This is a genomic window from Streptomyces sp. NPDC047880 (assembly GCF_040706515.1).
In the GTDB taxonomy this organism is placed as follows: domain Bacteria; phylum Actinomycetota; class Actinomycetes; order Streptomycetales; family Streptomycetaceae; genus Streptomyces.
Genome location: NZ_JBEZOK010000027.1, coordinates 67,278 through 82,499 on the forward strand (window position 1 = coordinate 67,278; position 15,222 = coordinate 82,499).

The window sequence follows — 15,222 nt, forward strand, 5'->3', positions numbered from 1 at the left end:
CGGCCTCCGGGACCCAGCCGGCCTTGGTATCAGGATCAATCACGGTCAATGCGAGTCACCCCCGCCACGGTCTTCTGACCGACCTCGACCGCGACCTCCACGCCCTCGGGCAGGTAGAGGTCCACGCGCGAGCCGAAGCGGATCAGGCCGATCCGCTCGCCCTGCTCGACCTTGGTGCCCTGCGGCACGTAGGGGACGATGCGGCGGGCGACCGCGCCGGCGATCTGGATCATCTCGATGTCGCCGAGCTCGGTGTCGAAGTGCCAGACGACACGCTCGTTGTTCTCGCTCTCCTTGTTGAAGGCGGGAACGAAGCCACCGGGGATGTGCTCGACCGACGTCACCGTGCCGGCCAGCGGCGCGCGGTTGACGTGGACGTTGAGCGGGCTCATGAAGATCGCGACGCGGGTGCGGCCGTCCTTCCACGGCATGATGCTCTGCACCACACCGTCGGCGGGCGAGATGACCCGGCCCTGGGTGATCTCGCGCTCGGGGTCGCGGAAGAACCACAGCATCCCCGCCGCCAGCGCGGTGGCGGGAACGGCCACGGCCTTGGCGGCGCCGGAGCGGCGCGCGCGGGCGAGGCTGAGTGCTGCGGTGGCGACGGTCGGAAGGAGCCACGGCGATGCTCCGCGCGCGAGGCGTACGCCGGCCCGGCTGTCGCGAGGTGCAGAGGTTTGGCTGTGGGGCATGGATGACCTTCGTAGCGGATGATGCCGCACTCTGACGGGGGACGGCGGCTTTCCGGCGATCGTAGCGGCTCGGGGCCGTAACTGGGTAAGCCAGGCAGCCGAGTCGGCGGCAGAAGAGTGCTGACGGGGTGTGATCTTCTTCTCCAAGAAAACACCCCGTATCCGGACATCTAGCCCTGGAATCGATACTCTTCGAGCAGCCGCCTGCCGATGATCATTTTCTGGATCTCGGCGGTACCTTCACCGATGAGCAGCATCGGGGCCTCGCGGTAGAGGCGCTCGATCTCGTACTCCTTGGAGAAGCCGTAGCCGCCGTGGATCCGGAAGGCGTCTTCGACGACCTCCTTGCAGTACTCGGAGGCGAGGTACTTCGCCATCCCTGCTTCGAGGTCGTTTCGCTCCCCGGAGTCCTTTTTGCGAGCTGCGTTCACCATCATCGCATGGGCGGCCTCGACCTTGGTAGCCATCTCGGCCAGCTTGAACTGGATCGCCTGGTGCTGGGCGATCGGCTTCCCGAAGGTGTGGCGCTGCTGGGCGTACTGGACGCCCAGCTCGAACGCACGCTGAGCGACGCCGCAACCACGCGCCGCCACGTTCACGCGGCCGACCTCGACCCCGTCCATCATCTGGTAGAAACCACGGCCGGTGACCCCGCCGAGCACGCGATCCGCAGGAATCCGCAGGCCATCCATGATGAGTTCGGTGGTGTCGACCCCCTTGTAACCCATCTTGTCGATCTTGCCGGGGATCGTGAGACCCGGACGCACCTCGCCGAAGCCGGGCTCCTTCTCGACCAGGAAGGTGGTCATCGACTTGTGGGGCGCCGTGCCCTCGGGGTGACCTTCGTCACTTCTGACCAGGACGGCCACCAGGGACGACGTTCCGCCGTTTGTCAGCCACATCTTCTGGCCGTTGAGGACGTACTCGTCGCCGTCCTTCACCGCCTTCGATGTGATCGCCGACACGTCCGAGCCGAGGCCCGGCTCCGACATCGAGAAGGCGCCCCGGATGTCGCCGGCCGCCATCCTCGGCAGGAAGTGGTCCTTCTGCTCCTGCGTGCCGTGCTGCTTGAGCATGTACGCCACGATGAAGTGGGTGTTGATGATGCCGGACACCGACATCCACCCGCGGGCGATCTCCTCCACGCACAGCGCGTAGGTAAGGAGCGACTCGCCCAGGCCCCCGTACTCCTCGGGGATCATCAGGCCGAACAGGCCCAACTCCTTCAGCCCGTCGACGATCTGCTGGGGGTACTCGTCGCGGTGCTCCAGCTCGGTCGCGACCGGAATGATCTCCTTGTCCACGAAGTCCCGGACAGTGGACAGGATCTCCTGCTGGACGTCCGTCAGACCGGCGGTCTGGGCGAGTCGCGCCATGGCTACTTCTCCTGCTCCTTGAGCTCGGGGCGGCCGGGCTGCTCGCCGCCGCGCTCCTTGATGTACGTCTCGGTCGGCACCATCACCTTGCGGCGGAACACACAGACCAGCGTGCCGTCCTGCTTGTAGCCCTTGGTCTCGACGTGCACGATGCCGCGGTCGTTCTTCGACTTCGACGGCCACTTGTCGAGCACGGTCGTCTGGCCGTAGATCGTGTCGCCGTGGAAGGTCGGCGCCACGTGCTTGAGCGACTCGATCTCCAGATTGGCGATGGCCTTGCCGGAGATGTCCGGCACGGACATGCCGAGCAGCAGCGAGTAGATGTAGTTCCCGACGACGACGTTCTTGCCGAAGTCCGTCGTCTTCTCCGCATAGTTCGTGTCCATGTGGAGCGGGTGGTGGTTCATGGTGAGGAGACAGAACAGGTGGTCGTCGTACTCCGTGACCGTCTTGCCCGGCCAGTGCTTGTACGTCGCCCCGACCTCGAACTCCTCGTAGGTGCGCCCGAACTGCATCGCGCTCAGCCCTCCGGAATCTCGAACTTGCTGGTGCGCTGCATACCGGCGGCGCGGCCCTTGCCGGAGATGACCAGCGCCATCTTGCGGCTGGCCTCGTCGATCATCTCGTCGCCGAGCATCGCCGAGCCCTTCTTGCCGCCCGCCTCGGACGTGTAGTAGTCGTACGCGTCCAGGATCAGCTCGGCGTGGTCGTAGTCCTCCTGCGACGGCGAGAAGATCTCGTTGGACGCCTCGACCTGGCCCGGGTGCAGCACCCACTTGCCGTCGAAGCCGAGCGCGGCGGCGCGCTGGGCGACCTCGCGGTAGCCGTCGATGTTGCGGATCTGCAGGTAGGGGCCGTCGATCGCCTGGAGGTTGTTGGCGCGGGCGGCCATCAGGATCTTCATCAGGATGTAGTGGTAGGCGTCCGCCGGGTAACCGGGCGGCTGCTCGCCCACCACCAGCGACTTCATGTTGATGGACGCCATGAAGTCGGCCGGGCCGAAGATGATGGTCTCGACGCGCTGGGACGCCGTCGCGATCTCGTTGACGTTGTTCAGGCCCTGCGCGTTCTCGATCTGCGCCTCGATGCCGATCTTGCCGACCTCGAAGCCCATCGTCTTCTCGATCTGCGTCAGCAGCAGGTCGAGGGCGACGATCTGCTGGGCGTCCTGGACCTTCGGCAGCATGATGCAGTCGAGGTTCTGGCCGGCGCCCTCCACGACCGTGACGACGTCGCGGTAGGTCCACTCGGTCGTCCAGTCGTTGACGCGCACGACCCGCGTCTTGCCCGTCCAGTCGCCCTCGTTGAGGAACTTGACGATGGTGTGCCGCGCCTCGGGCTTGGCGAGCGGGGCGCAGGCGTCCTCCAGGTCGAGGAAGACCTGGTCCGCGGGGAGGCCCTGGGCCTTCTCCAGGAAGCGCGGGTTCGAGCCCGGTACCGCCAGGCAGGAACGCCGGGGGCGAAGGCGGTTGACCGTGGTCATGCGGGGACCTCCAGGGGGTCGAGCTTGTTCGCTTTCCGGATCTCGTCGACGATGCGGCCGATGATTCCGGTGATGTCGAAGTCCTTCGGGGTGAAGACCGCGGCCACTCCGGCTTCCCTGAGCTGCTCGGCGTCACCATGGGGGATGATGCCACCGGCGATCACGGGTATATCTGTGGCACCGGCCACACGCAGCCGTTCGAGGACGTCCGGGACCAGCTGGGCGTGGGAGCCGGACAGGATGGACAGTCCCACCGCGTGCACGTCCTCGGCGAGGGCCGCGTCCACGATCTGCTCGGGCGTCAGCCGGATGCCCTGGTAGACCACCTCGAAGCCGGCGTCGCGCGCACGGACGGCGATCTGCTCGGCGCCGTTGGAGTGACCGTCCAGGCCCGGCTTGCCGACCAGGAAGCGCAGCTTGCCCACGTTCAGGTCCTTGGCCGTGAGGTCGACCTTGCGGCGGACCACGGCGAGCGCGCTGCCCTCCTCGACCGGAACGGCCACCGGCGCCGACGAGACGCCCGTCGGGGCCCGGAACTCGCCGAACACCTCGCGCAGGGCCCCGGCCCACTCGCCGGTCGTCGCCCCGGCGCGGGCGCACTCCAGGGTGGCCTCCATCAGGTTCTCGTCGCCGCGCGCGGCCTCCTTCAGCCGTTCCAGGGCCTTGCAGGGCCGCGGGTGGTTGAAGGGCGGCTGGTAGCGGCTGTCGCGCCACTGCTGGAGCGAGGCGATGACCCGGGCCTCGACCGCCGGGTCCACCGTCTGGATCGCGGTGTCCAGGTCGGCGGTCAGCGGGTTGGGCTCGGTGCCCTCGAAGGCGTTGACACCGATGATCTTCTCCTGGCCGGACTCGATCCTGCCCCGGCGCTCGGCGTGCGAGGCGACGAGCTGCGACTTGAGGTAGCCGGACTCGACGGCCGCCATCGCACCGCCCATCTCCTGGATGCGCTCGATCTCGGCGAACGCGTCCTCGACCAGCTGCTCCACCTTCGTCTCGATCACCTTCGAGCCCTCGAAGATGTCCTCGTACTCCAGCAGATCGCTCTCGTACGCCAGCACCTGCTGGATGCGCAGCGACCACTGCTGGTCCCAGGGGCGGGGCAGGCCCAGGGCCTCGTTCCAGGCGGGCAGCTGCACGGCACGCGCGCGGGCGTCCTTGGAGAGGGTGACGGCCAGCATTTCCAGGACGATCCGCTGGACGTTGTTCTCCGGCTGCGCCTCCGTCAGGCCCAGGGAGTTGACCTGGACGCCGTAGCGGAAGCGGCGCTGCTTGGGGTTCTCGATGCCGTACCGCTCGCGGGTGATGCGGTCCCAGATGCGGCCGAACGCCCGCATCTTGCACATCTCCTCGATGAAGCGGACGCCCGCGTTCACGAAGAAGGAGATGCGCGCCACGACATCGCCCATGCGCTCCTGCGGCACCTGGCCGGAGTCGCGCACGGCGTCCAGGACGGCGATCGCGGTGGACATCGCGTACGCGATCTCCTGGACCGGCGTGGCGCCCGCCTCCTGCAGGTGGTAGCTGCAGATGTTGATCGGGTTCCACTTCGGGATGTGCGAGACCGTGTACGCGATCATGTCCGTCGTCAGGCGGAGGCTCGGCCCCGGCGGGAAGACGTGCGTCCCGCGGGACAGGTACTCCTTGACGATGTCGTTCTGGGTCGTGCCCTGGAGCTTGGTGATGTCCGCGCCCTGCTCCTCGGCGACGACCTGGTAGAGCGCCAGCAGCCACATGGCGGTGGCGTTGATCGTCATCGAGGTGTTCATCTGCTCCAGGGGGATGTCCTGGAACAGCCGGCGCATGTCACCGACGTGCGCGATCGGCACGCCGACCCGGCCGACCTCGCCGCGGGCGAGGACGTGGTCGGAGTCGTAGCCGGTCTGCGTCGGCAGGTCGAACGCCACCGACAGACCTGTCTGGCCCTTGGCGAGGTTGCGCCGGTACAGCTCGTTGGACGCCTCGGCCGTGGAGTGACCGGCGTACGTGCGCATGAGCCACGGCCGGTCCTTCTCCCGCTTCGCCTGGGCGGGCTGACGCTCAGTCATCTATGACCCCGGGTGTCTCAGATGTTGCGGAAGCGGTTGATGGCGTCGATGTGCTGGGCGCGCTTCTCCTGGTCGCGCACGCCCAGGCCCTCCTCGGGGGACATGCAGAGCACGCCGACCTTGCCCTGGTGGAGGTTGCGGTGCACGTCGAACGCGGCCTGGCCGGTGTCCTCCAGGGAGTACACCTTCGACAGGGTGGGGTGGATCTTGCCCTTCGCGATGAGCCGGTTGGCCTCCCAGGCCTCGCGGTAGTTGGCGAAGTGCGAACCGATGATCCGCTTCAGCGACATCCACAGGTAGCGGTTGTCGTACTCGTGCATGTAGCCCGAGGTCGAGGCGCAGGTGGTGATGGTGCCGCCCTTGCGCGTGACGAAGACGCTCGCGCCGAAGGTCTCACGGCCGGGGTGCTCGAAGACGATGTCGATGTCCTCGCCGCCGGTGAGTTCGCGGATGCGCTTGCCGAAGCGCTTCCACTCCTTGGGGTCCTGGGTGTTCTCGTCCTTCCAGAACTTGTAGCCCTCGGCGTTGCGGTCGATGATCGCCTCGGCGCCCATCGAGCGGCAGATGTCCGCCTTCTGGTCGCTGGAGACGACACAGATCGGGTTGGCGCCGCCCGCCAGCGCGAACTGGGTGGCGTAGGAGCCGAGTCCGCCGCTCGCGCCCCAGATCAGGACGTTGTCGCCCTGCTTCATGCCGGCGCCGTTGCGGGAGACCAGCTGCCGGTAGGCGGTGGAGTTGACCAGACCGGGGGCGGCGGCCTCCTCCCACGACAGGTGGTCGGGCTTCGGCATCAGCTGGTTGGACTTGACCAGCGCGATCTCGGCCAGGCCGCCGAAGTTGGTCTCGAAGCCCCAGATGCGCTGCTCGGGGTCGAGCATCGTGTCGTTGTGGCCGTCGCTGGACTCCAGCTCGACGGACAGGCAGTGCGCGACGACCTCGTCACCGGGCCGCCAGGCGTTGACGCCCGGGCCGGTGCGCAGCACGACGCCCGCGAGGTCGGAGCCGATGATGTGGTACGGCAGGTCATGGCGCTTGGCCAGCTCGCTGGTGCGGCCGTAGCGCTCCAGGAACCCGAAGGTGGACAGCGGCTCGAAGATCGAGGTCCACACCGAGTTGTAGTTCACCGACGAGGCCATGACGGCCACCAGGGCCTCGCCCGGGCCGAGCTCGGGCAGCGGCACCTCGTCCAGGTGGATCGACTTGCGCGGGTCCTTCTCGCGGGTCGTCATGCCCGCGAACATCTCCGTCTCGTCCTTGTGCACGGTGATCGCGCGGTACGACTCGGGGAGCGGGAGGGCAGCGAAGTCCTCCGACGTGGAGTCGGGCGACTGGATCGCGGCCAGGATGTCCTTAACGGTCACGGTGTTGCCTCCGGCGGTGAGCGCCCTGAGGGAGGGGCGCCGATGGGTTCGTCGGTGCTGCTGAGGGTTGAGGGTGTGCCGTCGGTTCGGCGATGGTGCTGTTCGGCAGCGCATGGTGGCGCGGGAGGTTGCCTGTGACGCAGGCGTCCGGGCGTGCAGGCGGGTTCGGCCTGCCGGGACGTCGTCCGGACTCCTTCAACGTATGACACCGCGTGTCACCCCGCAAGGCACTGAGTGCCAGAACTTGGCCTCAGATGAAATCTTTACGTAACAAATGAGCGATGATCGATCGAATGGGCTCGGCAAGGCCCAGCAAAACAGCCTCTGACATGCCAAAACGGCCACCCCGAAGGGTGGCCGTCATCACAGGGCGGGGGAGGCTCAGCGCTCCTTGAGTGCCTGCTCGATGGTCCGCATGACCTCGTCCAGCGGCGCGTCGGTGCGGGCGACGGTCACGAGCACCTCGCCCTGCGCCGAGGCGGTGGCCACGGCCGGCTGTGGTTCCGTGGAGCGCCCGGCCCCGATGCCCGTGCCGAACGTCTTGCGCACGATCGCGAAGGCGTGGTCCAGCTGCGCCTCCACGTCGCCCTGCCCGCCCGCACGCAGCCAGCGCCGCAGGACGTGGTTGTGGGCCGTGACGACCGCGGACGCGGCGACCTCCGCCAGCAGCGGGTCGTCGTTGGCGTCGTCGGCGTGCGCCCGCTCGTCGAAGTGACCGAGGAGGTAGCGGGTGAAGAGGCGCTCGTAGCGGGCCACCGACGCGATCTCCGCCTCACGCAGGGTGGGCACCTCGCGCGTCAGCTTGTAGCGGGCGACCGAGATCTCCGGCCGGGCCGCGTACATCCGCATGACTTCCTTGATGCCACGGCACACCGTGTCGAGCGGATGCTCGTGCGCGGGCGCGGCGTTGAGCACCGCCTCGGCGCGGATCAGGGTGTCGTCGTGGTCGGGGAAGATCGCCTCTTCCTTGGAGCGGAAGTGGCGGAAGAAGGTGCGGCGGGCGACGCCGGCCTGGGCCGCGATCTCGTCGACGGTGGTCGCCTCGTACCCCTTGCTCGCGAACAGCTCCATCGCTGCGGCTGCCAGTTCCCGGCGCATCTTGAGCCGCTGGGCGGCGGCGCGAGAGCCGGCGGCACTCTCCGGCGCGTCGGCCGTGGCGGGTGTACGTGAGGACTTGGCGGGCTGGGGCATGCCCTGAACGTACTGCATGTGCGCAGCTCGCCGCGCATGGCCCGGTTCTTCCCCGGCGCCCGGGGGCGGGGGAGGGGCGGACCGGCCGGCCGGGTGGAACCGGTCCGGGCCGAGCAGGCCGCCCCACTCCGCGCCGGACCGGAACCGGTCGCCGGATCGCTCAGCGCTTGGCATATTCGCGGAAGCCACGGCCGGTCTTGCGGCCGAGGCAGCCCGCGGCCACCAGGTGCTCCAGCAGCGGCGCGGGAGCGAGCCCCGGGTCGCGGAACTCGCGGTGCAGGACCTTCTCGATGGCGAGCGAGACGTCCAGCCCGACCACGTCCAGCAGCTCGAACGGGCCCATCGGGTAGCCGCCGCCCAGCTTCATCGCCGCGTCGATGTCGTCGAGCGAGGCGTAGTGCTCCTCGACCATCTTGATCGCGTTGTTCAGGTACGGGAACAGCAGCGCGTTCACGATGAAACCGGCCCGGTCACCGCAGTCCACCGGGTGCTTCCTGATCCGGCCGCACACCTCGCGGACCGTCGCGTGGACGTCGTCGGCGGTCAGCACCGTACGGACGACCTCGACCAGCTTCATGGCCGGCGCCGGGTTGAAGAAGTGCATGCCGATCACGTCCTGCGGGCGCGAGGTGGCACGGGCACAGGCGACGACCGGCAGCGACGAGGTCGTGGTGGCCAGGATCGCGCCCGGCTTGCAGACCTTGTCCAGGGCCGCGAACAGCTGCCGCTTGACCTCCAGGTCCTCGGCGACCGCCTCCACGGCCAGGTCGACGCCCGCGAAGTCGTCGTAGGTGCCCGTGGCGGTGATGCGGTCCAGGGTCTCGGCGGCCGCCTCCGCGGTCATCCGGCCCTTGTCGACCGAGCGGTTCAGGGACTTGCCGATCCGGGCCTTGGCGTTCTGAGCCTTCTCCGCGCTGCGGGCGGCGATGACCACCTCGTACCCGCCCTTGGCGAAGACCTCGGCGATGCCGGAGGCCATGGTGCCCGAACCCGCGACACCGACCGAGCGGACTTCCCGCCCGGGGACCAGGTCGCCGCCCTCCACCGGGGTCTGCGCGTCCCGCACGACGACCGCGCTGCCCGGCGCCTCGTACGTGTAGAAGCCGCGCCCCGCCTTGCGGCCCGTCAGGCCCGCCTCGCTGAGCTGCTTGAGGATCGGGGCCGGGGCGTGCAGCCGGTCACGGGAGGCGGCGTACATGGCCTCCAGGACCGTGCGCGCGGTGTCGACGCCGATCAGGTCGAGCAGTGCCAGCGGCCCCATGGGCAACCCGCAGCCCAGCCGCATCGCGGCGTCGATGTCCTCGCGGGAGGCGTACTTCGCCTCGTACATCGCGGCGGCCTGGTTGAGGTAGCCGAACAGCAGGCCGTCCGCGACGAACCCGGGCCGGTCGCCGACCGCGACGGGCTCCTTGCCCAGGTCGAGCGCCAGATCGGTGACCGCCGTGACGGCCGCCGGCGCGGTCAGCACCGAGGAGACGACCTCGACCAGCTTCATGGCCGGGGCCGGGTTGAAGAAGTGCAGGCCCAGCACCCGCTCGGGGCGGGAGGAGTCCGCGGCCAGCCGGGTCACGGACAGGGCGTTGGTGCCGGTCGCCAGGATCGTCTCGGGGCGCACGATCCCGTCGAGTTCCCGGAAGATCTGCTGCTTGATCTCGTACGACTCCGGGGCCACCTCGATGACCAGGTCGGCGTCGGCCGCGGAACGCAGGTCGGCGGAGGTGCGGACACGGCCGAGGATCTCGGCACGCTCCTGCTCGGTCAGCCGCCCGCGCTCGACGCCGCGGGCGGTGGATGCCTCCAGCGCGGCGACGCACTTCGCGGCCTGGGCCTCGCTGATGTCGATGCCGACGACCGTGCGGCCGGCCTGGGCGAGGACCTCGGCGATGCCGGTGCCCATCGTGCCGAGGCCGACGACGGCGACGGTCCGCAGCGGGGACAGGGACGGGTCGGAAAGGGGAGTGGCCATCGCGGGACTCCAGGATGAGGGTGACGACGGGGAACGCGCTCCGGGTGCGCCGGAGGCGGCCCGGCAGGAGCCGGACCACGGGCGCACCGGGTGCGTGGTGAAGTGCGGGTGCTGGCCGGGCTGCGAAGCGCACACGCCCGGTGCCGCGCCGCGGGCGTGCACACGCCCGGGGTGAACGGCGGATCCGACCGGCCCTGTCCCGGGGCCGAGCCGTACTGCGGTACCTGAGGCACCGAACCGACTGCTCCCGCGACAGCCGCGTCACCAGACCGCCGCGAGGAAATGCGAGTGGGTAACTCGCTCGTCTGAGCTTAACTGGCGGGTAACGAGCGCGCCAGCCCTCGTCTTTGTGATGTACGTCCCGCGCGGCTCGCCACGCCCTAACCTCTGATTCATGGACGAAGAGTTGCGATCACTCACGGAGCGCTTACGGCGGGAGTCGGGGGCCTCGCCCGTGTTCGAGCGGCTCGTGGCGACCGGCGACCCCGACGCCCTGGCAGCGGTGCTGACCGAGCCCGGACAGCCCCTGTGGGCGCGGGAGCTGGCCGCGTTCCGGCTGGGGCTCGCGCAGGACCGGCGGGCGTTCGAGGCGCTGGTGCTGCTGCTCAACCACCGCGACCCCCCGCGCTGCGCCTCCGCCGCCCACGCGCTGTCCCGGCTCGGAGACCCGCGCACCGCCCGCGCGGCCGCCGCCCTCGCCACCAACGAACTGCGCGTCGCCTACGCCCTGCATCCGGTACGGCTCCTGGTCGAGCTGCGGGCCCCCGAGGCGGTGCCCGCGCTCATCACCACGCTCCGGCGGCGGCTGCGCCCGCACGACCCCCACCGCCGCGTGGCCCTCGCCTGTGTGGACGGGCTCGGCGCGCTGGGCGACGTCCGGGCCGGGCCCGTGCTGAACGAGGCCCTCGCGCATCCGGCGCTGGCCGAGGCGGCGGTGCGGGCGCTGGGGCGGATTCCGAGGCAGAGGTGAGGTCAGCGGGGGAGTGACCTGGCGTACCGCACCTCGGGGACCGCGACCCCGTCCACCTCGAACGGCTCCTCGGCGCCGTCCGCCCGGAACCCGGCCCGCTCGTAGAAGCGGCGGGCCCGGTCGTTCTCCTTGAGCACCCACAGCAGGAGACGGCCGTGGCCCACGGCGGAGCAGCGGGCCACGGACTCCGTGAGCAGGGCCCGCCCCACGCCTCGTCCCAGCTGATCGGGGTGCACGTAGATGGCGTACAACTCGGCGTCCCCGGTGAGGATTTCGCCTTCCCGGTACGGGCCGTGGCACGCCCAGCCGACGAGTTCGCCGCCGGCGTCCTCGGCGACCAGGTTCACCACGCTGCCGTCGGCCTGCGCGAGGTACGCACGACGCCGCTCGGCGTCCGCCCCGACGCTGAGCCCGTCCAGGTAGGACTGCGGGATCAGGCCCCGGTAGGCGCTGCGCCAGCCGCCGACGCGGATCTCCGCGACGCGGTCGCAGTCGGCGAGCGCCATCTCCCGTATCCGCAGGCTCATGACGCGACCGGAAGGCTGTGCCGGGCGGGTGGGGCGACGCCGTCGGGGGCGGGGGTCCTCGTCGGTTCACTCATGGCCCCCATGGTGGACCATGGCGCGGACGGCACCGCCCCCGACGGGTCGTCAGCCGATCAGTGGCCGAAGCCCAGCAGGCCGTGCAGCGTCGAGCCGTTCGAGGAGGCCGGCGTCGCCTTCGCGGCCGCCGCCGGTTCCGGATCGGGCAGCGCCTCGCACACCGCGTCCGCCTCGCCGTGCCCGCGCGGCACGGTGCCGTCGGTCAGGTACGCCGCCAGGTGCTCGTCCAGACAGGCGTTGCCGCTCAGCGTGACGCCGTGGTTGCCGCCGCCCTCCTCCACGACCAGGCTGGAACCGGCCAGCAGACGGTGCACGGTGACGCCGCCCTCGTACGGGGTGGCCGCGTCGCCGGTCGCCTGGAACAGCAGCACCGGCGGCAGCTTCCCGTTCGCCACGTTCAGCGGGCGCAGCGAGCCCGCCGGCCAGAACGCGCACGGTGCGTTGTACCAGGCGTTGTTCCAGGTCATGAACGGCGCCTTCTCGTACACCGCCCAGTTGTCCTCCCGCCACCGCCGCCAGTCGCGCGGCCAGCCGGCGTCCCGGCACTGCACAGAGGTGTAGACGCTGTAGCCGTTGTCGCCCGAGGCGCCGACCGCGCCGAAGTCCTCGTACGCCTCGACGAGCGGCTCGGAGTCCTCGTCGTTCACGTACGCCGCGAACGCCTCCGCGAGGCTCGGCCAGTAGCCGTTGTAGTAGCCGCCCGGGATGAAGGTGTCCTCCAGTTCCGAGGCGCCCACCGTGCCGCCCGCCGGCTTCTCGGCGAGGGCCGCGCGCATCGCGTACCACCTGGCCTCGACCTTCTCCGGATCGGTGCCCAGCCGGTACGTCGCGTCGTGCCCGGCGACCCAGGCCAGGAAGGCGCGGTGGCGGTCGTTGAAGGCCAGGTCCTGGTTGAGGTTGGCCTCGTACCAGACCTCGGTCGGGTCGACCACGGAGTCCAGCACCATGCGCCGGACCCGCTCCGGGAAGAGCTCGGCGTAGACCGCCCCCAGGTAGGTGCCGTACGAGTAGCCGAAGTAGGTGATCCGCTGCGCGCCCAGGGCCCGCCGGATCGCGTCCATGTCGCGCGCGGCGCCGGTGGTGTCGATGTACGGCAGGAGATGCGCGTACTTCTTGCCGCAGGCGGCGGCGAAGGTCCTGGCGCGGTCGAGGTTGGCCTGCTCGATCGCGGGTGTCGTCGGCAGCGAGTCCGGGCGGACGGGGCCGAAGTGGCCCGGCCCGCAGTCCAGTGCGGGCCTGCTCGCCCCGACGCCGCGCGGGTCGAAGCCGATGACGTCGTACTGGGCCGCGACCTTCGCGGGCAGCGACGAGGCGACGAACCCGGCGAGCGTCAGCCCGCTGCCGCCCGGGCCGCCGGGGTTGACCAGGAGCGGGCCCTGGTGGGTCCGGGCGGTGTGCGGGACGCGGGACAGGGCGAGGGTGATCTTCTCGCCCCGGGGTCTGCGGTGGTCGAGCGGCACTTTCAGCGACGCGCACTGGAGCGTCGGATGATCCTCGGTGGCGCAGCTCTTCCAGGAGAGCTCGGCGTACCGGGTGGTGGTCGCGGTGCCGGATGCGCTCGCCTCGGCGGGGACGGCCGTGAAGGTGCCGGCCATGACGACGGCGGCGCCGCACAGCGCGGCTGCCCGTTTTCTCATGGAGTCCTCCCGGGACGGCGGGATGTCGGACCGCTGGGGTCGCCGTCCTCGCGGCATCGTCCCGGAAAGCGGTCCCGGAAGAACTCATTGCGTACAGCTCATGACCCGATCGGATCTTCGGATTGCCTCGAATGCTCGTCACGGGGCAGCCGGTCGATCCTCCTAGAGGAGAGAGAGCTGGGTCGGTCCCGCGACCGGCGGCTCCGGCGCCGGCTCGGGAGGGCTGATCCGTCGCGGCGTCCCCGCGCGGGTCGGTCCGATGCCGTATTCCTCGGCCAGTTCGTGCACCTGACGGGTGATCCGCCGCTGGTACCACTTCGGGGCGTACGAGCCCTCCGCGTACAACCGCTCGTAGCGGGCCACCAGGTGCGGATGGTGCTGCCCCAGCCAGGCCATGAACCACTCGCGGGCACCGGGCCGCAGATGCAGGACCAGCGGCGTCACTGACGTGGCGCCGGACATCGCGATCGCCCGTACGGCGGCGCGGAGTTGGGCGGGGGTGTCGCTCAGGAACGGGATCACCGGCGCCATCAGCACTCCGCAGCCGATGCCGTGATCGCCGAAGGTGCGCACGACCTCCAGGCGCCGTTCGGGGGCGGGTGTGCCCGGTTCCACGGTGCGCCAGAGCTCCTGCTCGGTGAAGCCGACCGAGACGGAGACGCCGACGTCGGTCACCCGCGCCGCCTGCTTGATCAGCTCCAGGTCGCGCAGGATGAGCGTGCCCTTGGTGAGGACGGAGAAGGGGTTCGCGTGGTCGCGCAGCGCCGCGATGATGCCCGGCATCAGGCGGTAGCGGCCCTCGGCGCGCTGGTAGCAGTCGACGTTCGTGCCCATGGCGATGTGCTCGCCCTGCCAGCGGCGCGAGCCGAGCTGCCGGCGCAGCAGCTCCGGCGCGTTGGTCTTGACCACGATCTGGCTGTCGAAGTCGAGGCCCGTGTCGAGGTCCAGGTAGCTGTGCGTCTTGCGGGCGAAGCAGTACACGCACGCGTGCGAGCAGCCTCGATAGGGGTTGACCGTCCACTGGAACGACATCCGTGACACCGCCGGCACCCGGTTGATGATCGAGCGGGCCCGGATCTCGTGGAAGGTGATCCCGCGGAACTCCGGCGTGTCGAAGGTACGCGTGACCACCGCGTCCGCGCCGAACAGCGCGGCATCGGCCCGGCTGTGTTCGGAGTCCACGGTGAGGTTCTCCCAGCGCATGACGCCTCCTCGGTAGCACTGACCACAGAATAGAACACATGTTCCCTTGATCGTGCGAGGGCGTTTTCCGAACGCGTTCGACCACGTTGCGCCACCCCGATTTGGGGGGCCGGGTGGCGGGGTGGTTGGCTTGCCCCGACCCCCGAGCAACCAGGTCCTGGAGGAAAGCGATGGCGCAGGTCGAGGCCACTACGGAGCGGATCGTCGCGGCGGACGCGGAGACGGTGTTCGACGCCCTCGCCGACTACAGCGGCACGCGCGCGAAGCTGCTGCCCGAGCAGTTCAGCGAGTACGAGGTCAGGGAGGGCGGTGACGGCGAGGGCACCCTCGTCCACTGGAAGCTCCAGGCCACCAGCAAGCGCGTGCGCGACTGCCTCCTGGAGGTCGCCGAGCCCACCGACGGTGAGCTGGTCGAGAAGGACCGCAACTCCTCCATGGTCACCACCTGGCGGGTCACCCCGGCCGGTGAGGGCAAGTCCCGGGTCGTCGTGACCACCACCTGGACCGGCGCCGGCGGCATCGGCGGCTTCTTCGAGCGGACCTTCGCTCCCAAGGGACTCGGCCGGATCTACGACGCGATGCTCGCGAAGCTCGCCGCCGAGGTCGAGAAGTAACCCGCCCCAAGACCCGGATTTGCAGGGGCTGTTGCGCCCCTCACCGGTTCGAGTGATCTCCCCACGGCCGGCTCCCGTGCCG

13 protein-coding genes are annotated in these 15,222 nt (G+C 69.9%); 2 read left to right on the plus strand and 11 right to left on the minus strand.

What is annotated here, in order from left to right; genetic code table 11:
* Positions 1-35: 35 nt before the first annotated feature.
* From AB0937_RS31560 to AB0937_RS31595, 8 genes are all read right to left on the minus strand, one after another.
* Positions 36-692 (minus strand): phosphatidylserine decarboxylase, encoded by a 657-nt coding sequence (locus tag AB0937_RS31560; protein WP_003994082.1) that lies wholly within the window; start codon positions 690-692, stop codon positions 36-38.
* A 170-nt stretch (positions 693-862) separates the two neighbouring features.
* On the minus strand, positions 863-2,068 hold the full coding sequence (locus AB0937_RS31565; protein WP_103783615.1) for an acyl-CoA dehydrogenase family protein: 1,206 nt from the start codon (positions 2,066-2,068) through the stop codon (positions 863-865).
* A 2-nt stretch (positions 2,069-2,070) separates the two neighbouring features.
* Complete coding sequence (locus AB0937_RS31570) at positions 2,071-2,583, minus strand: MaoC family dehydratase (protein ID WP_016431745.1); 513 nt, start codon at positions 2,581-2,583, stop codon at positions 2,071-2,073.
* 5 nt (positions 2,584-2,588) lie between these two features.
* Positions 2,589-3,551, minus strand: coding sequence for a CoA ester lyase (locus AB0937_RS31575; protein ID WP_234846300.1), 963 nt, complete (start codon positions 3,549-3,551; stop codon positions 2,589-2,591).
* Positions 3,548-5,596 (minus strand): protein meaA, encoded by a 2,049-nt coding sequence (locus tag AB0937_RS31580; protein ID WP_366716496.1) that lies wholly within the window; start codon positions 5,594-5,596, stop codon positions 3,548-3,550. Before AB0937_RS31580 ends, AB0937_RS31575 begins: the two co-directional genes overlap by 4 nt.
* Before the next feature lie 17 nt (positions 5,597-5,613).
* Positions 5,614-6,957, minus strand: coding sequence for a crotonyl-CoA carboxylase/reductase (ccrA, locus tag AB0937_RS31585; protein WP_366716498.1), 1,344 nt, complete (start codon positions 6,955-6,957; stop codon positions 5,614-5,616).
* Positions 6,958-7,338: 381 nt separating this feature from the next.
* Complete coding sequence (locus AB0937_RS31590; RefSeq protein WP_366716500.1) at positions 7,339-8,148, minus strand: TetR family transcriptional regulator; 810 nt, start codon at positions 8,146-8,148, stop codon at positions 7,339-7,341.
* A gap of 160 nt (positions 8,149-8,308) precedes the next feature.
* A complete protein-coding gene (locus tag AB0937_RS31595; protein WP_366716502.1) occupies positions 8,309-10,114 on the minus strand; it encodes a 3-hydroxyacyl-CoA dehydrogenase family protein in 1,806 nt (601 codons plus the stop codon).
* A 394-nt stretch (positions 10,115-10,508) separates the two neighbouring features.
* Between AB0937_RS31595 and AB0937_RS31600 the strand changes: the two genes are divergently transcribed.
* Complete coding sequence (locus tag AB0937_RS31600) at positions 10,509-11,084, plus strand: adenylosuccinate lyase (RefSeq protein WP_366716504.1); 576 nt, start codon at positions 10,509-10,511, stop codon at positions 11,082-11,084.
* A gap of 2 nt (positions 11,085-11,086) precedes the next feature.
* Here the strand turns inward: AB0937_RS31600 and AB0937_RS31605 are convergent, their stop codons facing one another.
* The 3 genes from AB0937_RS31605 to AB0937_RS31615 form a co-directional block, all read right to left on the minus strand.
* Positions 11,087-11,611, minus strand: a complete 525-nt coding sequence (locus AB0937_RS31605) for a GNAT family N-acetyltransferase (RefSeq protein WP_366716506.1) — start codon at positions 11,609-11,611, stop codon at positions 11,087-11,089.
* Between the two features lie 131 nt (positions 11,612-11,742).
* The gene (locus AB0937_RS31610; protein WP_366716508.1) at positions 11,743-13,323 is read right to left on the minus strand and encodes an alpha/beta hydrolase; all 1,581 of its coding nucleotides are present in this window, start codon (positions 13,321-13,323) and stop codon (positions 11,743-11,745) included.
* Between the two features lie 162 nt (positions 13,324-13,485).
* Positions 13,486-14,526, minus strand: a complete 1,041-nt coding sequence (locus AB0937_RS31615; protein ID WP_366716510.1) for an Rv2578c family radical SAM protein — start codon at positions 14,524-14,526, stop codon at positions 13,486-13,488.
* 170 nt (positions 14,527-14,696) lie between these two features.
* On the opposite strand from AB0937_RS31615, the gene AB0937_RS31620 reads away from it, so the two are divergent.
* Complete coding sequence (locus AB0937_RS31620) at positions 14,697-15,140, plus strand: SRPBCC family protein (RefSeq protein WP_366716512.1); 444 nt, start codon at positions 14,697-14,699, stop codon at positions 15,138-15,140.
* Positions 15,141-15,222 lie beyond the last annotated feature (82 nt).